Origin of the sequence: Zobellella sp. DQSA1 (assembly GCF_041950555.1) — a bacterium.
GTDB lineage: Bacteria > Pseudomonadota > Gammaproteobacteria > Enterobacterales > Aeromonadaceae > Oceanimonas.
Window position 1 is genome coordinate 1,427,447 of record NZ_CP169531.1, and the last position, 18,426, is coordinate 1,445,872.

Here is an 18,426-nt window from a genome sequence, read left to right on the forward strand (position 1 = left end):
ACATTGATCAATAAACGGAGTTTATCCATCCATGAATAAAAGCATAGTGGCCGGGGTACTGGCCCTGGCCTTGGCGGGTTGCGCCAGCCAGCAGCCGGATCAGCCCTTTACCCTGACCGTGGCCCATATCAACGACACCCATTCCCATTTCGATGCCACCGATGCACGGCTGGAGCTGGACAACCGGGCCCTGTTTACCCGTTTGGGCGGCCATCCCCGCCTGCTGAGCCATGCCAACGCCCTGCGCGAGCAGGCGGCGGCGGCCAATCAGCCGCTGCTGTTCCTGCACGGCGGCGATGCCTGGCAGGGCACCGGTTACTTCAAGCTCAACCAGGGTACCATGAACGCCGACGTGTTGAGCCGGATGCAGCTCGACGCCATGGCGTTGGGTAACCACGAGTTCGATCTCAACAACGAACGCCTGGCCGCCTTTATCGAGGGCGTCGAGTTCCCGGTGCTGGCCGCCAACCTGGACACCAGCCGGGATCCGCACCTGGCCGAGGTTGGCAACCTCAAGCCCTATGTGCTTTACGCCTTCGACGGCAACAGGAAGCGTCGGGTCGAGACCATGAAGGACGCCGGCCGCCGGCCCGTGGTGGCGGTAATGGGGGTAGTGCTGGAAGACATGCCCGATATCGCCCCCAACGTGGGCGAACTGATTTTTGAGCGGGAAGTCCAGGGGGCCCAGCGCACCGTGCGCCACCTGCGCGAGATGGGGGTGAAGAACATCATCGCCATCACCCACCTGGGGCTGGAACGGGATCAGCGCCTGGCGAGAGAAGTGAACGGCATCGATCTGATCGTGGGCGGCCACTCCCACAGCCTGCTCGGTGATTTCCGCAACCTGGGTTGGGAGCAGAATGAACCCTATGCCCAGGTGTTCACCAACCAGGATGGCCGCGGCAAGACCTGCGTGGTGCAGGCCGGCCAGTATGCCCAGGCCATGGGCCGGGTGGACGTGACCCTGACCCCCGACGGCCAGCTGCTGCACTGTGAGGGCGGCAATACCCTGCTGTCCGACAACGCCTTCTTCCGCGACATCCGCCGGGCCGAACAGCACCGCCTGGCCGGCCAGGATGCCGAGCGGGCGGCCGCCTATATCGAGACCCAGCCCAATATCGCCATCGTGGCGGAAGACCCGGCCCTGCGCGCCCATATCGATGAGACCTACAAACCGGCCCTGGACCAGGCCTATGGCCAGGTGATCGGCCATGTGCCCGCCGAGCTCAGGCATGTGCGGATGCCGGTGGACGGCCAGGGCTCCCAGGTGGCTCCCCTGGTAGCGGCCAGCCAGTTGTACTGGGCCAACACCCCCGAAGTGCGGGCGGTCACCGGTCGGCACGCCGATTTCGCCCTGGTCGGCGCCGGCGGCGTACGCAACAGTCTGGAACCCGGTGAGCTCAAGGAAGGCCATGTCACCCTGGAACTGCTGCCTTTCTCCAATGCCATGAGCATCGTCTCCCTCACCGGTCGTCAGGTGGCGGGCCTGTTGCTGGAGACCATTAACGCGTCCCTGCCCGAGGGGGCCCACACCGGCAAGTTCCCTTATGTGGCGGGCCTGCGCTACCAGTTCGATGAAACCGGCAAGGACAGAGGCTTCCTCGGCCGCATCGAGGTCCGGCGCGACGGCCAGTGGCAGCGGCTCGACCCGCAAGCCAGTTACCAGGTGGTGATGACCAGCTACAACGCCTCCGGCAACGACGGCTGGAACACGCTCTATGAGTCCCAGCAGGTGCTGACCGACCGGCTGGATCTGGCCTTCGTCAACGGCCGGCTGGCGGCCTTCCCGGTGGCCCGCCTCAGCAAGACCGACGGCGGCCGGGTACAGGTGCATTACATCAATCAGCCGTTGGACTGCAAGGCCCAGGGGGTGCGCTGCAACACCGACGCCCAGGCCTTCGTCGATTATGTACGCAGCCAGCGACCGGTGCTGACCGCTCTGCCCGAGTCCGGCGTGACCCTTAACCGACTCTGACCGGAGCCGGAACCGGGACTGGGGACTATCCGGTCCCCGGTTCCGGTCTTCTATCCCCAATTCCCAATCCCAACGTTCTGGTCCATTCCAGGGCTCGCCGAGCCCGCTGTTCTTGACGTATTATCAAGCTTGTTTTTGTCTTGAGTGTGACTGCCTATGCGTCGTTCCGATATCGCCGGTTTTGGTGTTGCCGGATGGTTGTTTTGTGTGTTGCTGTGGTGGGGGATGGCCGCCCAGGCCCAGGCCCAGAGTCAGAACCAGGCCCAGAACCAAAGGGCCGATCCGAGCACGGCCGCCCTGATGCTGACACGGCAATTACCCGAGCTGCGCGCGGCGTTGGCACAGGGCCGCGAACAACTGGCCGAGGATGTCGCCGTCATCGATGACACCGAGGCCCAGGCCTGGCTGAATGAGGAGCTGTCTACCGGGGCCGGCCAGCAGTTGGAAAACGAAGCCCTGTCCGAAGAGGAGCGCCAGGTCTGGCAACTGGTGCTGGAGCATGATAAAAGCGCCACGGCCCGGCTCAATGGGGCCCTGGAGCGGGTTGAACTGGCTCGGAACTTCGATGAGCGCCTGAGCGAGGCCCTGCAGCAGCTGGATGAGCTCGGCCGCCTGCTCACCGACTTCGGCGATCAGGAGATCTCCCTTACCCGCATCGAGAGCGATATCGGCGAGTACAATCTCCGTCGCAGTCGCCTGCTGGGGGAATTGGATCAGAAGCAACAGGCTCATGCCCGGCTCGAAGAACAGTTGCGCGGCCAGCAGCAGAGCCTGGAGGAACTCCGGCGCCAGTCGGCGGAGGAGATGTCGATGCCGACGGCGGTGGAAGAGCGGCCCGAACTGGCCGAGGCGGTGGAGCAACTAAAACAGGCGAGCCTGCGGCAGCAGCAGGCCCGGCTGCTGGCCGCCGAGCTCGATGCCAGAACCATTCCGGTGCGGATGGAACTGCTGCGGCTGGAAATCCAGGCCCTGGGCCTGGCGGATCAACTGCTCGGCCTGCACCTGCAAGTATTGGGGGCCGAATTCGACCAGCGCTCTTCCGCCGAACTGCGGGCACTCAGCATCGAACTGCACCAGTTGACCGAACGCGAACCTGAGGTTACCAGCCGTTTTTCCTCCGAACTGGAAGCATTGCGCGGCAATATCGATGGGGTGGCCGCCGCCTATGAGCAGTTGCGGGTATTGCAGGCACAGCGGGATGACTACGGCCAGCGGGAAACCCGGCTGGCCCAGACCCTGGGCAGCATTCGCGAACGGCTCGACATCGGCGGCCTGACCGAGGCACTGGGAGTGCAGTTCCTGGACGAGAAGCGCCGGCTCAACGAATACAAGGAATCCCGTTTCTCCCTGCGGGAGCTGGAACGGGAGCTGTCCCAAACCCGGCTGCGCAGCATTTCCCTGCGGGACCAGCTCAGGGAGCTGGAGGCACAGCCGCCGCTGCTGACCGATGATCCGGCCCTGAGCGAACTGCGTCGGATAAAATCCCAGATCCTGACGCTGCAACTGCAGGCGGAAGATCAGCTCAGCGAACAGTTGCGCCAGAACGAGGTGCGGCTGCGGGAGGTGAACCGACTGGTGACGGAGCTGGATCAGACCCTGAGCGAAAGCCTGCTGTGGTGGCCCAGCCACTCGGTGATCGACCAGGACTGGCTGAAACGGATACCCGACGCCCTGCTGAGCCTGCTTACCCCGGGTAACTGGCGCTCACTGGTGGCGGTGCTGTGGCTGGTGGTGGTGGCCAATCCGCTGGGAACGGCACTGGTAGTGACGCTGGCGGGCCTGCTGACCTGGTGGGGGCGCAACAGCCGGGCGCATCTTGAGCAGATCGCGGAGCAATGCTCCCATCGCTACACCGATAACATCAACCTGACCTTCAAGGCCATTGGCTGGAGCCTGCTGCGGGTGCTGCCGGTACCGCTCTTGCTACTGGCCGCCTCCCTGAAGCCGGCGGGGCTGTCCGAGTCGGATCCGGCGGTGGAGGTGCTGTCCGTTACCCTGCGCAGCATCGCCCTGTGGTGGCTGGTCGGGCATCTGTTCCTGTCCTTCACCCGCAAGGGAGGGCTGGGCAGGGTGCATTTCGACTGGCATCCCCTGCTGATGACGCGGCTGCGCACCGTGCTGTCCTGGTTCCTGCCGTCGCAGCTGCTGTTCGTCCTGTTGCTGTCCCTGAGCTTCGCCCACCCGGACGAGGGAGTTTACGACGTATTCGGCCGCATCAGTCTGCTGCTGAGCACCCTGGTGAACGGCCTGGCCACCTGGCTGCTGTTGGCCCCGCCGCCCAGGCAGGAGCCCGGTTTCCTCAGCGAGCACAAGCGGCGGCTGCTGCGACTCGGCATGAGCCTGCTGTTCGCGACGATGGGCGTGTTGATCCTGAGCGGCTACCTGCTTACCGTGGCCGAACTGCTGCCCCGTTTTATCGACGGCCTGGTGGTGCTGGGCCTGGTCTGGCTGGCCTACAGCCTGGCGGCCCGGGCCCTGATCCTGAGTGAGGTGCATCTGCTGCTGCTGCGCAGAAGAGAGCAGAAGGCGAGGGAGGCGGAGGAAGAGGAAAACGGTTCCGCCGAAGGCAACGTCGAGCTGCCCGACCCTCACCTCAGCATGGAGCACATCAACCAGCAAACCCGTACCCTGCTGCGCACCGCGACCGCCACCGCCCTGGTGGTGGCGTTGCTCTGGGTGTGGGCCGAGGTGCTGCCGGCCCTGACCTGGCTCGACGGAGTCACGCTCTGGTCCCGTACCATCACGGTGGGGGATGCCGAAGTGCTGAGTGCGGTCAGCCTGCAGGACTTCCTGCTGGCCATCTTCCTCGGTGGCGTCTACCTGCTGGCTTCCCGCAACTTGCCCGGCCTGGTGGAGATTCTGCTGGCCCGCGGCAGCCTGATGGACGCGGCCCACAGTTACACCGTGACCACTTTGTTGCGCTACACCCTGGCGGTGATGGCGGTGATCACCGTGTTTTCCCTGCTCGGCCTGCGCTGGAGCGAGCTGCAGTGGATGGTGGCGGCGCTGACCCTGGGCCTGGGTTTCGGTCTGCAGGAAGTGGTGGCCAACTTTGTGTCGGGTATCATCATGCTGTTCGAACGTCCGGTACGGGTGGGCGACACCATTACCATCGGGGAATACAGCGGCACCGTGGCGCGGATCCGTACCCGTGCCACCACCATCATCGACTGGGACAACCGGGAAATCGTGGTACCGAACAAGGCCTTTATCACCGAACGGCTGATCAACTGGACCCTGTCCGACAACGTGACCCGTATCGTGATCAAGGTGGGGGTGAGTTACGACGCCGACGTGGATAAGGTCAAGGAATTACTGGAGCAGATCGCGCTGGCCCATCCCCTGACCCTGGAGGATCCGGCCCCCACGGTGCTCTTTACCCTGTTTGGCGACAGCGCCCTCAACTTCGAGCTGCGCGCCTACGTGGACAAGATGAAGGACCGCAATGTCACCATCAGCGAGCTGCACTTCGCCATCCTCAAGGCCTTCCGCGAGGCAGGCATCGAAATCGCCTTTCCCCAGGTGGATTTGCATATCCGGGATCTGCCCCGGAGAGCGGGAAATGGGGGGGGCGGGAGCAAGCCGGCCTGAAGGGCTCGGCCCGCCGGCAATACCGGCGGGCCGTCACCGTTCGTCGCTGGAAATGGGCCGGCAAGAGGAACGTCGGCCGTGTCATCCCGATGGGCTCGACTTCGATTTTTTACTTCTTTAACCTGCTGAGCCGCCCATGGCGTGCTGTTAAACTGGGAATCATTATCTAAGCTCTTATGAGTCCCTTACTGGAAGGAGTCGCAGGATGTTAGCGCATATGTCGTTTTTTCGGGGGCTCATGGCTCGCCCCCTTCATTGCCTCTGCCTGATGGCATGCCTGAGTGGCGTGGCCCGGGCCGATGCCCTGCCGTCGCCGACCGGACAGGTATTGCTCAGCGTGACCGGCAAGGTAGGCGTGACCAACGCCGATAACAGGGCTGACTTTGACCTGGCCATGCTGGAGCAATTGCCCCAGCACGAATTCGATACCCTGACGCCCTGGACGACCCAGGTGCATCACTACCGCGGGGTCTTGCTGCAGGACCTGCTGGAGCGGCTGGAGGTGGATGATCATGAACAGATCAGGGCCGTGGCCCTGAACCAGTATCATGCAGATATTGATATGGCGGTCGCCGGCGCCTACCCACTGCTGCTGGTGACGCATCGGGACGGGGAGGCCCTTAAAATTCGTGACAAAGGCCCAATCTGGATACTATTGCCACTCTCGGACTATCCTGAATTCAATACCAAGCAGCATCACGAAATGATGGTGTGGCAACTCAGAACCCTGGATATCCGCTGATTGTGAACAAGCTCAAGCTACTCCTGCTGACCATCGTGGCGCTGTTGTTCGGCTTCAGCTCGCTGTACAGCTATAACCGGGATCTGGATGTGGTGCAGTATGTATCGGCCACCATCAAGGCCGTCGGCTGGGCCAGCTCCGAGCTGGAAACGGAGTCGCTGAAGTTTGATCATGCCCTCACCGAACTGATGGCCGGCACCAATGATGAAGCCAACCTTCAGTTGCGCTTCGAGCTGTTGTGGAGCCGGATCGAGGTGCTGCTGCAGGGGGAGGAGAGCCAGCCGATGCGGGAGCAGCCCGGCGTGTTGCCGATGTTGCAGCTGTTCCACGAGCAACTGGAGCAGTGGGAAGGGCGGGTCTATGCGCTGACCGCTGCCGACCGGGCCGCCATTATTCAGTTGCAGCAGGAACTGGTCCCGTACCGTGACCTGGCCCGGGAGGTCAATGTCGACAGTTTTTCCGGCGCCAATGTCTGGCACCAGCTCAATATCATCCAGGATATCCGTATTCGCTCCATGCTGTATCTGGCCGGCCTGCTGCTTAGCGGCGGCCTGATGCTATGGCTGCTGCTGCGGGAAAACCGGAGCAACCGCTACCTGGCCTACCACGACATGCTGACCGGCCTGCCCAACCGCATGTTTTTCTACCAACTGATGGGAAAGGCCATGGCGAGGGCCCACAAGGACGGTCGGCCGCTGGCACTGCACATGGTGGATTTAAACGGTTTCAAGGCCATCAACGACAGCCTGGGTCATGAGGTGGGGGACCGGTTGCTGCGGGTGATCGCTTCCCGCCTGCGCCAGGCCATCGGCGATCAGGGCCAGGTCGCCCGGCTCGGCGGCGATGAGTTCGTGGTGATACAGCAGCGGCTGGCCGATCCCGTCGAGGCGGAGCAGATGGCCCTGCACCTCTGGCAGTCGTTATCGCGGGAAGTGCGGCTCAATGACGGTTGCCTGTCGCCGTTGGCCTGCATCGGCACCAGCCTGTACCCGAACCACGGGACGACCATGCCCGAGCTGCTGAGTCATGCGGACACCGCCATGTACCATGCCAAGAACCAGAGCCGGGGTGCGGTGCAGTTGTTCGAACCGGGCATGGATGAACGGCGGTTGCGCCGGCAGAAGCTGGCGGTGGCACTGCAGGCGGCGATGGAGAAGAATGAGCTGAGCCTCCATTACCAACCCATTTTCCACCTGGACACCGGCCGCATCGAGTCCCTTGAGGCGCTGTTGCGCTGGCAATCTTCGGAGTATGGTGCCGTCAGCCCGCTGGAGCTGATCGTGGTGGCCGAACACCACGGTCTGGCCCCCCGGCTCAATGAATGGGTGCTGTATCAGGCTTGCCGGCAGTTGCGCCAATGGCAGCTGGCGGGCTTCGGCTGGCTCAAGATCAACGTTAATATCAGCCCCAGCATTTTCATGAGTGGTCAACTGGCGGCTACGGTGGAGCGGACCTTGCGGGAAACCGGCATCAGTGCCGCGGCCCTGGTGTTGGAGATCACCGAAGATACCAGCCTGTGGGATACCGCCGGCTCCCTCGATACCCTGCGCGAGCTGCGCCGGATCGGGGTGGAAATTGCCCTGGATGACTTCGGCACCGGCTATTCCTCTTTCAGTCACCTGCGCCAGTTGCCGGTCAACAAGCTCAAAATCGATAAATCCTTCGTCGCCGATCTGTCGACAGACTCCCGTGCCTTCAACCTGGTCAAAACCATTGTCACCCTGGCCCAGAGCCTGGAGATGTCGGTGACCGCCGAAGGGATAGAACTGCCCGAACAGCAGCAGCGGTTGCAGCAACTGGGCTGCCAGCTGGGCCAGGGCTACTGGCTTGCCAAACCCATGCCGGCGGAGGCGGTGGCCGACTGGCTGATCCGGGACGGCCGGCCCTATTCCCTGTCCGTTTGAGTGCGCGAGCCCTCGGCAGCCGTTATGCCAGGGTGTGAACTGCGCTCCAGATTCAGCATTCTTTGCCCGGTGGCTAAAGCGCCGGCTATGCTCCCTCACGCCTCACGCCTCACGCCTCACGCCTCACGCCTCACGCCTCACGCCTCACGCCTCACGCCTCACGCCTCACGCCTCACGCAATACGACTTTGGTTGAAATGTGCGCAGTGTCCCTCTTTGTGAAATTTGTCGACAACTTTTGTTTCAGTGCGCTAAAAATCTGCTAATTTTTAGTTATGTGAAATTCAAGTGTCGACAAAGTTATGTCCGTACTCAGTGAAGATCTGACGCCCCGCCTGGTGGAAGCCGTGGTCAGCGGCGAACTCACCCCCGGCACCAAGCTGTCCGAGCCGGAGCTGGCCCGCCGCTATGCCGTGGGCCGGGGCTCGGTGCGTGAGGCCTTGCTGCGCCTGGAAGGCCTCGGCCTGGTGGAGCGCCTGCCGCGCCAGGGCGCCCGGGTGGTGCAGCTTACCCCCGAGGGCCTGACCGAACTGTTCGCGGTGCGCGAGGCGCTCGAAGGCATGGCCTGCCGCCTGGCCGCCGCCAGCATCAGCCGGGAAGAAGCCGAGTCCCTGACCCGGCTGCTGGACGAGCACCAGAAATTTGTCGACAGCCAGGAAGTCTATCTGCGCCAGCAGGGAGAAGAGGACTTCCACTACCTGCTGTTCAAGGCCAGCCACAACCGGATGCTGGTCGGCCTGCTGTGCGATGAGCTGTACCAGCTGTTGCGCATGTACCGCCACCGCCTTTCTTACCGTCACTCCGACCCCCGGCTCGCCCTGCTCGAACATCGCCAGATCCTGAATGCCGTGATCCAGGGCGACGGCGAGCTGGCCGAACTGTTGATGCGTCGTCACGTGGCCCGCAGTCGTCGCCATCTGTTGGCCCAATTCCAGGAGGAAATTCAATGAAACACAGTTTGTTCGAGGCCATAGCGGCATCCCGGCCGCTGGCCATCGTCGGCGCCGTCAACGCCTACAGCGCCATGCAGGCCGAGCAGGTCGGGCACCAGGCCCTGTATCTTTCGGGGGCCGGGGTGGCCAACGCCTCCTTCGGCCTGCCTGATCTGGGCATCACCAGCCTGAACGACGTGCTGGAGGATGCCCGGCGCATCACCGCCGCCAGCGAACTGCCGCTGCTGGTGGATGTGGACACCGGCTTCGGCGGCGCCTTCAATATCGCCCGCACCGTCAGGGAAATGGAGCGGGCCGGAGTGGCGGCCATCCATATCGAGGATCAGGTGGCACAGAAGCGCTGCGGTCACCGGCCCAACAAGGCCATCGTTTCCCAGGCGGAGATGGTGGACCGGGTCAAGGCGGCGGTGGACGCCCGTGTTGATGCCCGCTTCGCCGTCATGGCCCGTACCGATGCCCTGGCGGTGGAGGGCATGAGCAGCGCCGTGGACCGGGCCCTGGCCTGTGTGGAGGCCGGCGCCGACATGATCTTCCCCGAGGCAATGGAAAACCTGGACCAGTACCGCGCCTTCTGCGATGCCGTCGGAGTGCCGGTGCTGGCCAATATCACCGAGTTCGGCAAGACGCCGCTGTTCAGCCAGCGGGAACTGGCCGATACCGGGGTGGCCATGGTGCTTTACCCCTTGTCGGCCTTCCGCGCCATGAGCCGGGCCGCCGACACCCTGTACCGCCATATCCTGAATGATGGCCACCAGCGGGAAGTGGTGGAACTGATGCAGACCCGGGAGCAGCTATACCAGACCCTGGGTTACCACCATTACGAAGCCAAACTGGATGCACTGTTTGCCAAAGGAGAGCACAAATGAGTAATGCCGAAGGACTGCGCGGCCAGAGCGCCGGCCAGACTGCCCTCTGTACCGTGGGCAAGACCGGCTCCGGCCTGACTTACCGGGGCTTTGATATCGAGGATCTGGCCGCCAAGGCCCAGTTCGAGGAAGTCGCCTTCCTGCTGCTCAAGGGCTACCTGCCCAATCAGGGCGAGCTGCCCGCCTTCAAGGCCCGGCTGCGCGCCAACCGTGGCCTGCCGGCGGCGCTGCGCACCGTGCTCGAGCAGATCCCGGCCTCGGCCCACCCCATGGATGTGCTGCGCACCGGCTGCTCCATGCTCGGCAACCTGGAAACCGAGCACAAGTTCAGCGATCAGCAAGAGGCGGCCGAGCGGCTGCTGGCGCTGTTGCCCTCGATGATCTGCTACTGGTACCGCTACGCCCACGACGGGGTACGCATCGACACCGCCCTCGAAGATGACAGCATCGGTGGCCACTTCCTGCACATGCTGCGTGGCACGGCCCCGCCGGAACTGGACGTGAAGGTGATGCACTGCTCGCTGATCCTTTATGCCGAGCACGAGTTCAACGCCTCCACCTTTGCCGCCCGGGTGTGCGCTTCCACCCTCACCGATCTGCACTCGGCGGTGACCGCCGCCATCGGTACCCTGCGCGGCCCCCTGCACGGCGGCGCCAACGAGGCGGCCATGGCGATGATCGAGCAGTGGAGCAGCCCGGACGAGGCCGAACGGGAGCTGCTGGCCATGCTGGCACGCAAGGATAAGGTGATGGGCTTCGGCCACGCCGTATACAAGGAAAAGGACCCGCGCAACGCCATCATCAAGCCCTGGGCCAAGCAGTTGGGTCAGGCGGTGGGCGACCGGGTGCTCTACCCGGTGTCCGAGCGGGTGGAAGAGGTGATGTGGCGGGAGAAGAAGCTGTTCGCCAACGCCGACTTCTACCACGCCAGTGCCTATCACTTCATGGGCATTCCCACCAAGTTGTTCACCCCCATCTTCGTGCTGAGCCGGGTCACCGGCTGGACCGCGCACATCATGGAGCAGCGCGCCCATAACCGCATCATCCGCCCCAGCGCCGACTATGTGGGCCCGGGCCACCAGCAGTGGGTGCCGATAGCGCAGCGCTGAACGGCTGGAAGTCCAACTCTTGGTCACCATCCAGCTGTCTGGTTTAACGCAGGGAAGAGGCAACAGGGCTACCTCCGCCGACACGCTGTAAATACATCCCTGTACGCTCGCACATGCCATCCCCGGCATGTGACGGGCGGCGGGGCCTCCAGGGACGGATTCACGGCGTGCCGGAGGAGCAGAGCAGTGCGCTTTGGCCGATGTTTGCTGTGTACAGACAACCGACATTAATCAATTGCAGAGTTAAAGGAACAAAAAATGAGCGCCAATTTCGACCTGAACCAAAGACCCGATCCGGATCAGCTGCTGGTCACCATCGCCGACTATGTGGCCAACACCGAGATCGACTCCGCCGAGGCCTACAACACCGCCCGCAACTGCCTGATCGACACCCTGGGCTGCGGCCTGCTGGCGCTGCGCTTTCCCGAGTGCACCAAGCACCTGGGGCCAACAGTGCCGGGCACCACGGTGCGGCACGGCGCCCGGGTGCCCGGCACTTCCCACGAGCTGGATCCGGTGACCGCCGCCTTCAATATCGGCTGCATCATCCGCTGGCTCGACTTCAACGACACCTGGCTCGCCGCCGAGTGGGGCCATCCCTCCGACAACCTGGGCGGCATCCTGGCCACCGCCGACTACCTGAGCCGGGTGACGGTATCCCAGGGCAAGGCGCCGCTCACCATGCGTGAGGTGCTCACCGCCATGATCAAGGCCCACGAGATCCAGGGCGTGCTGGCGCTGGAAAACAGCTTCAACCGGGTGGGGCTGGATCACGTGCTGCTGGTGCGGGTGGCCTCCACCGCCGTGGTCACCAAAATGCTCGGCGGCAGCCGGGAGCAGATCATCGACGCCCTGTCCCAGGCCTGGGTGGACGGCTGTTCGCTGCGCACCTACCGTCACGCCCCCAACGCCGGCTCGCGCAAGTCCTGGGCGGCGGGGGACGCCACCGCCCGGGCGGTGCGCCTGGCCATGATCACCATGAAAGGCGAGATGGGCCTGCCCTCGGTGCTGACCGCACCCAAGTGGGGTTATTACGACGTGCTGTTCAAGGGCGAGAGCTTCAGGGTCAACCAGCCCTTCGCCAGCTATGTGATGGAAAACGTGCTGTTCAAAATCAGTTTCCCGGCCGAGTTTCACGCCCAGACCGCGGTGGAGTGCGCGGTGCGCCTGCACGGCCAGGTGAAGGACAGGATCAACGATATCGATCGCATCCAGGTCACCACCCATGAATCTGCCATTCGCATCATCTCCAAGGTGGGGGATCTGGCCAACCCGGCGGACCGGGATCACTGCCTGCAGTACATGATAGCGGTACCCCTGCTGTACGGCGATCTGGTGGCCGAACACTATGAGGACGACTTCCATCGGGGCGACAGCCGTATCGATGCCCTGCGCGACAAGATGGAAATAGTGGAAGAGCCGCGTTACAGCGCCGAGTACCTGGAAGCCGACAAGAGGGCCATTGCCAACGCCATCCAGGTGTTCTTCAAGGACGGCACCAGTACCGACAAGGTAGAGGTGGAATATCCCATCGGCCACCGCCGCCGCCGGGCCGAGGGTATCCCGGTGCTGGAGCGTAAGTTCCTGCGCAACCTGCAGACCCGTTTCCCCCTGGGCCGTTGCCGGCAGATCATGGAGCTCTGCCTGGATCAGCAGCGCCTCGAAGCCACCCCGGTGCATGAGTTTATGGAGCTGTTTGTGATCAACTGAAGATAATGGCTGGGACTGGGGACTGGGGACTGGGGACTGGGGACTGGGGACTGGGGACGGGAGACTAAGCATCCTTCGCCATCTCCGCATATCCCTCGCCGTACTCGCGTCTCTTCCGTCATCCCCGCTCATTCCCCGTCATCCCCGCTCATTCCCCGTCATCCCCGCGAAGGCGGGGATCCAGGGCCGGGTGGGCACAGGCGGATAACGGCGGTTGGCCCGCTGGAATGACGAACAAACCCCGCCTCGAATACGGAAAAACAATCCACCGCCGGCTCAGGGGAGGGGCCGGCGCCATCTTGCTTACAGGAGGACATCGATGTCTACCTACCGGCACTACCACGATTCGGCACGACAACAACCGGAACAGTTCTGGCGCGAGCAGGCGGAAAAGCTCGACTGGTTCCGCTTTCCCGAGACCATAATGGCCAGGGACGACAGCGGTATCGCCCGCTGGTTCGTCGACGGTAAACTCAATATCTGCCATATGGCGCTCGATCATCATATCGAGGCCGGGCGCGGCGGCGACACCGCCCTTGTCTACGACTCGCCGGTCACCGGCCAGAAGGCCCGCTACAGCTATCTTTCCCTGCGTAACGAAGTGGCCAAAATCGCCGGCATGCTGGCCGGGCTGGGGGTGACCAGGGGCGATCGGGTGGTCATCTATATGCCGATGATCCCCGAGGCCGCCATGGCCATGCTGGCCTGTGCCCGGCTGGGCGCCGTGCATTCGGTGGTGTTCGGCGGCTTCGCCGCCCACGAGCTGGCGGTGCGCATCGAGGACGCCGAGCCTAAGGTGTTGCTCACCGCCTCCTGCGGCATCGAAGTGAACCGGGTGATCCCCTACAAGCCCATGGTCGACAAGGCGGTGATGGACAGCCGCTGGAAGCCGGAGCAGGTGGTGGTGCTGCAACGGCCCAGGTGCGAGGCGACGCTTGTTGAAGAGCGGGATCTGGACTGGCAGGCCCTGCTCGCCCGGGCCGAGCCGCACCCTTGCGTGCCCGTGCTGGCCACGGATCCGCTCTATATCCTCTACACCTCGGGTACCACGGGCCGGCCGAAAGGAGTGGTGCGCGACACCGGCGGCTACGCCGTGGCGCTGCACTTCAGCATGGAAGCGGTGTTCGATCTCAAGCCGGGTGAGGTGATGTTCACCGCCTCGGACGTGGGCTGGGTGGTGGGCCATTCCTATATCGTCTACGGCCCCCTGTTGCGGGGCTGCACCAGCATCCTCTACGAGGGCAAGCCGGTGAAAACCCCGGACCCGGGCGCCTTCTGGCGGCTGTGCGACGAATACGGGGCGAGCGTGCTGTTCTCGGCGCCCACCGCCTTTCGCGCCATCAAGAAGGAAGATCCCACCGGCGAGAGCGTGCGGTGCTACCCCATGGCAAGGCTGCGCCATATCTATATGGCCGGGGAACGGCTGGATCCGCCCACCCTCGAGTGGGTGATGGCGCACACCGGCAGGCCGGTCACCGACAACTGGTGGCAGACCGAAACCGGCTGGCCCATCGCCGCCAACCCCATCGGCCTGGAGCCCCATCCCATCAAGCCGGGCTCCGCCACCCTGCCGGTGCCGGGCTTCAACCTGGAAGTGCTGGACGAGGCGGGCCAGCCGGTGCCGGCCAACACCCAGGGACTGATCGCCCTGCGCGAGCCGCTGCCGCCCGGTTGCCTCACCACCATCTGGCGCAACCACGACCGCTACCGTGCGGGCTATCTCAATCCCTTTCCCGGTTACTATGTGTCCGGCGACGGCGGCTACCTGGACGAGGACGGCTATGTGTTCGTGATGGGACGCATGGACGACGTCATCAACGTGGCCGGCCACCGGCTCTCTACCGGCGAAATGGAGGAGGTGCTGGCCGGCCACCCGGCGGTGGCGGAATGTGCCGTGGTGGGAGTGCAGGACGAGCTCAAGGGCCAGCAGCCCCTGGGGCTGGTGGTGCTCAAGGACGGGGTACATACCCCGCCCGGGCAGATAGTCGATGAACTGGTCGCCCTGGTGCGCGAGCGCATCGGCCCGTTGGCCTGCTTCAAGACCGCCCTGGTGGTCGGCCGCCTGCCCAAGACCCGCTCCGGCAAGATCCTGCGCCGGGTGATCCGCCAGATGGCCGACGGCGAAACCTGGGCCGTGCCCTCCACCATAGAGGATCCTGCCAGCCTGGAGGATATCGCCCGGGTATTGCAGACACGCCGCTAGCCTGTTCGTTACCTCATTCCCACGCCTGGCGTGGGAATGTCAGCCGCGCCACTCCACTCCCCGCCATCCCACTCCGTTTGCCGACCGGGCGATAGTCACTTCCCGGTCAAGCCGGACTGTCCGGTTTACTATCACCAGTACCAAGATAAAGGGACAATCAAAAAGCCCTCCAAGGCCTGCAGTGTCTGCAGACACCTTCAGCCGGAGAGAGCCTCCATTCACTTACGCAAGCTCAATCTCAGCGGGTTTCAGCTGGTTAAACAGGTCAAACAGTGTATTCACCTCACCAACATGGGCCTGATCCGCACTCATGCCCAGTTGAAGCCTGACGACCCGCCTTTTCCCCTTCGTCAGATCAACAGGTACCAAACCACCACACGCCATTTTCTCGGCAATACTGTGCATCGGTAACCAGCCGAACCCCAGCCCCTGCTCGACAGACTCCAACGCTGCCGTCAGGCTGCTGACCGTCAGCCGCTGGTGTGATCCCAGCCAACCGCTATCAAGGTTCTGGTTACCTGAATCACGGATCACCACCTGGCGGTAACGTTTCAGTTCCGGTTGAAACACCTGTGTTTCGGTTGCCAGTGGAAATGAAGGGGCGCACACGCAGAGCAGTTCGATCTCGGCCAAGGGTTCCAGCACGGTTTCTTTGGGGAGGCGGCTGGCAATTGCCAGCGACACGCTGCCAGACTCCATCAACTGTTCAGCCCCGGACAGAGAGGTTTCGAATACCCGTATAGAAACAGTTGGATAGACCTGATAAAAGCGTTCAAAAACGTCCCGGATAAAGTCAAATGGCAGCAGCACATCCACTGCCACATTGATTTCTGTCATCAGCTTCCCCTGGTATTTCGAGGCCAGCGTTTCAATCTGGGTTGCATTATTATGTAAACTTTGTGCCCGAGGCAACAGACTGTGACCAAGGTCCGTCAGCGTGGATCTTCGGCCTTCGACAATAAACAATGAATGCCCCAGCAACGATTCCATTTTCTTGATGCTGTGGCACAGGGCGGACTGGCTTTTGTTTAATTTCTGAGCCGCTTTCATCGCGCTGCCCTGCTCTGCAATCGCAATAAAAGCCCGCCACATTTCTAAGGTTACGCGCGCTGACATGAGTGATATCCCTTTAACCAACCAACTTTCAATATGTTTCTTTTTATTCACGGAATATTTACTTAAAGCCAAGCTATAGTGCAACTTAATGATTATCAACACAATGAATAAAAATTAAATTGTGAACTCTATCTATACAGCCACGGCATCCGATGTCGTCCAAACATGGAAAGAAAGGCATCATGGAAGGGAAAAAGCATGAGTATTCAGTATCACCCTGACCAACGTGGCTGTGCCCACAGGGCGGGAGCATACTTTAAATAACTGATCCTAATAGTGCTACATCGACCGGGCACCGTACGCAGACACGCCGTGAGCCCATCCCTGGGGGCTCCGCCGCGCCATCCCTGGCGCGGAGGGTCGGCTTAGCGAAACCCTGTCGCTGTCGGTAGTGATCTACCATTCGGAACAGTTATTTAAAAACGAATTCGATGGCCGATAACACAAGGGAGGAAAAACTGGCAGACTCAACGTAGTTCGCGGCGCTGATAAGTAAGCTCAATACCGCCTCGGTACCGAGGCGCGCCGTGGCTCAGGGGGCGGCATATGGCGGCGCGCTGGGACTGACAGCCTGCAGCAACATTGTGATTGCGTCCGGGAATGCCTCCTTCCTGTTACAGGGGAAGGGCAAGAGGGGCTGGCTGGCCGCCTTTTTGACAAGCGGCCGCCATCCTGGGTCGGTTAGGATTACTGGCTGATTTTCTTGGCCAGCTTAGCCACATGCTGGCCTTGGAATTGTGCCATTGACAGCTCCTTGGACGAAGGCTGACGTGAGCCGTCACCGCCGGCGATGCACGCCGCCCCCAGCGGAGAGCCACCTTTGACTTCCGATAGGTCGGTCAGTTCGGAGGCAGAGTAAGGCAGGCCAACCACCACCATGCCATGGTGAAACAGCGTCGTATGGAATGACTGCAAGGTGGTTTCATTGCCGCCGCCGGTGCCCGTTGAGGTAAATACGCTGCCGATTTTACCGATCAGCTTCTTCTCAAACCACAGCCCACCGGTTTGGTCGAGGAAGTTACGCATCTGGGCAGCCATGTTACCGAAGCGGGTCGGCGTACCAAAAATAATGGCATCGTAGTTCGCCAGCTCATTTGGCTCGGCAATAGGTGCCTGCTGATCCAGCTGAATACCGGATTTCTTCGCAATCTCTTCTGGCACCAGCTCGGGGACGCGCTTAATGTCGACCTGGACATCACTGACACTCTTTGCCCCTTCTGCCACAGCGTGCGCCATTGTTTCAACATGGCCATAGCTTGAATAATATAGAACCAGTACTTTTGTCGTCATTGTGTTATCTCACTTAAATATAATTAAAAATGTGCGATGCTTTCGTTTTCTATCTGGACTGCTTGTCAGTATTATTTAAAAAACAGCTGCTCAATTTGTTCGTTCGTCAGCGTGTCAGACACCACATGTTCGCCGTTGATAATCAGGCTTGGAATACTGCGAAGATTAAAGTCTCTGGCACGCTTGAGGTCGGTTGCTACCGCCTGGTGGACTTCATCGCTATCCAGGGCTTTGGCAAAGGCTTCAGTATCCAGACCGATATTGCCCGCTGCGGCGATGATGGTGTCACGATCGCCTATGTTATCGTTCACTTTCAGGTGCAGACGCTGGATTTCATCGAAGTAATCCCAGTGAGTGTCTGAATTCCCCAGCAACTCTGCCGCTTTGGCGCCCAGCGCTGCCAGGTAACCGCTCGGGTAAGAGAATGGCTGAGCACGCATGCCTTCAATATTAAAGCGAGTGGGATCATCCGCCTTTTGCTGGCAGGCGACCCAGTGATTCAGGATTTCCGATTTTGCCGCAGCCAGAGAACCAAATCGCTGAACCATTTCTTCATCATTGCGTTGCAGTACAAAGCAGCGCTGTTTCACTTCGACATCGGTACGCTCAACCAGCTTGCGCAATCTTGGACTCAGGACATAACACCAACCACAGACCGCATCGTGAAAAAATTCAATCGTTACTTTAGACATATCTTTCGTTTCCTTTGGGTTGTCTTGCTAACCGTTTTTTAAAGCCTGGCCAGGCATTGCTCGCTGTTCGTTAATCTCGAAATTGATATTAGGGGGGGCGGTTTGATAAAAAAATTGAAAAGAGTGGCGTACTGATATCGAATTAATTCAAGCTATTGTGTAAGTTGTTGTTTTTTATGGCATTAAATCAACATCCTTACGGTAGTGAGAGCAAAAAATGGTTCAAAAAAAGATAAAATATTGATTCCGGACAGGAATCAGACGGTATCTGGAGGA

Annotated in this window: 12 protein-coding genes; 9 read left to right on the forward strand and 3 right to left on the reverse strand. The window is 61.6% G+C overall.

From position 1 onward, the window contains the following. The first annotated feature begins 31 nt into the window (after positions 1 to 31). From ACEVBK_RS06945 to ACEVBK_RS06985, 9 genes are all read left to right on the forward strand, one after another. Positions 32 to 1,975: a bifunctional metallophosphatase/5'-nucleotidase gene (locus ACEVBK_RS06945; protein ID WP_375057871.1), complete on the forward strand. Its 1,944-nt coding sequence runs from the start codon at positions 32 to 34 to the stop codon at positions 1,973 to 1,975. A 156-nt stretch (positions 1,976 to 2,131) separates the two neighbouring features. Continuing rightward, on the forward strand, positions 2,132 to 5,566 hold the full coding sequence (locus ACEVBK_RS06950) for a mechanosensitive ion channel domain-containing protein (protein WP_375057872.1): 3,435 nt from the start codon (positions 2,132 to 2,134) through the stop codon (positions 5,564 to 5,566). 205 nt (positions 5,567 to 5,771) lie between these two features. Beyond that, a complete protein-coding gene (locus ACEVBK_RS06955; RefSeq protein WP_375057873.1) occupies positions 5,772 to 6,308 on the forward strand; it encodes a hypothetical protein in 537 nt (178 codons plus the stop codon). A gap of 2 nt (positions 6,309 to 6,310) precedes the next feature. Further along, positions 6,311 to 8,212: a putative bifunctional diguanylate cyclase/phosphodiesterase gene (locus tag ACEVBK_RS06960; RefSeq protein WP_375057874.1), complete on the forward strand. Its 1,902-nt coding sequence runs from the start codon at positions 6,311 to 6,313 to the stop codon at positions 8,210 to 8,212. Between the two features lie 301 nt (positions 8,213 to 8,513). Beyond that, a complete protein-coding gene (locus ACEVBK_RS06965; RefSeq protein WP_375057875.1) occupies positions 8,514 to 9,161 on the forward strand; it encodes a GntR family transcriptional regulator in 648 nt (215 codons plus the stop codon). Next, positions 9,158 to 10,030: a methylisocitrate lyase gene (gene prpB / locus ACEVBK_RS06970; protein WP_375057876.1), complete on the forward strand. Its 873-nt coding sequence runs from the start codon at positions 9,158 to 9,160 to the stop codon at positions 10,028 to 10,030. The genes ACEVBK_RS06965 and prpB overlap by 4 nt, the downstream gene beginning before the upstream one ends. Next, positions 10,027 to 11,139: a 2-methylcitrate synthase gene (gene prpC / locus ACEVBK_RS06975; protein ID WP_375057878.1), complete on the forward strand. Its 1,113-nt coding sequence runs from the start codon at positions 10,027 to 10,029 to the stop codon at positions 11,137 to 11,139. Before prpB ends, prpC begins: the two co-directional genes overlap by 4 nt. Before the next feature lie 258 nt (positions 11,140 to 11,397). Then, positions 11,398 to 12,849: a bifunctional 2-methylcitrate dehydratase/aconitate hydratase gene (locus tag ACEVBK_RS06980; protein ID WP_375057879.1), complete on the forward strand. Its 1,452-nt coding sequence runs from the start codon at positions 11,398 to 11,400 to the stop codon at positions 12,847 to 12,849. Between the two features lie 319 nt (positions 12,850 to 13,168). Next, positions 13,169 to 15,052 (forward strand): propionyl-CoA synthetase, encoded by a 1,884-nt coding sequence (locus tag ACEVBK_RS06985; protein WP_375057880.1) that lies wholly within the window; start codon positions 13,169 to 13,171, stop codon positions 15,050 to 15,052. A 222-nt stretch (positions 15,053 to 15,274) separates the two neighbouring features. Here the strand turns inward: ACEVBK_RS06985 and ACEVBK_RS06990 are convergent, their stop codons facing one another. From ACEVBK_RS06990 to ACEVBK_RS07000, 3 genes are all read right to left on the reverse strand, one after another. Next, on the reverse strand, positions 15,275 to 16,219 hold the full coding sequence (locus tag ACEVBK_RS06990; protein WP_375057881.1) for a LysR family transcriptional regulator: 945 nt from the start codon (positions 16,217 to 16,219) through the stop codon (positions 15,275 to 15,277). 636 nt (positions 16,220 to 16,855) lie between these two features. Continuing rightward, positions 16,856 to 17,458 (reverse strand): NAD(P)H:quinone oxidoreductase, encoded by a 603-nt coding sequence (gene wrbA / locus ACEVBK_RS06995; RefSeq protein ID WP_375057882.1) that lies wholly within the window; start codon positions 17,456 to 17,458, stop codon positions 16,856 to 16,858. A 71-nt stretch (positions 17,459 to 17,529) separates the two neighbouring features. Next, on the reverse strand, positions 17,530 to 18,150 hold the full coding sequence (locus ACEVBK_RS07000; protein WP_375057883.1) for a DsbA family protein: 621 nt from the start codon (positions 18,148 to 18,150) through the stop codon (positions 17,530 to 17,532). Positions 18,151 to 18,426: the final 276 nt, after the last annotated feature.

Coding starts and splice junctions, on each gene's coding strand:
- ACEVBK_RS06955 (WP_375057873.1), top strand. CDS start 5,772: ATGTTAGCGCATATGTCGTTTTTTCGGGGGCTCATGGCTCGCCCCCTT.
- prpB (WP_375057876.1), top strand. CDS start 9,158: ATGAAACACAGTTTGTTCGAGGCCATAGCGGCATCCCGGCCGCTGGCC.
- wrbA (WP_375057882.1), bottom strand. CDS start 17,458: ATGACGACAAAAGTACTGGTTCTATATTATTCAAGCTATGGCCATGTT.
- prpC (WP_375057878.1), top strand. CDS start 10,027: ATGAGTAATGCCGAAGGACTGCGCGGCCAGAGCGCCGGCCAGACTGCC.
- ACEVBK_RS06980 (WP_375057879.1), top strand. CDS start 11,398: ATGAGCGCCAATTTCGACCTGAACCAAAGACCCGATCCGGATCAGCTG.
- ACEVBK_RS06950 (WP_375057872.1), top strand. CDS start 2,132: ATGCGTCGTTCCGATATCGCCGGTTTTGGTGTTGCCGGATGGTTGTTT.
- ACEVBK_RS06945 (WP_375057871.1), top strand. CDS start 32: ATGAATAAAAGCATAGTGGCCGGGGTACTGGCCCTGGCCTTGGCGGGT.
- ACEVBK_RS07000 (WP_375057883.1), bottom strand. CDS start 18,150: ATGTCTAAAGTAACGATTGAATTTTTTCACGATGCGGTCTGTGGTTGG.
- ACEVBK_RS06965 (WP_375057875.1), top strand. CDS start 8,514: ATGTCCGTACTCAGTGAAGATCTGACGCCCCGCCTGGTGGAAGCCGTG.
- ACEVBK_RS06985 (WP_375057880.1), top strand. CDS start 13,169: ATGTCTACCTACCGGCACTACCACGATTCGGCACGACAACAACCGGAA.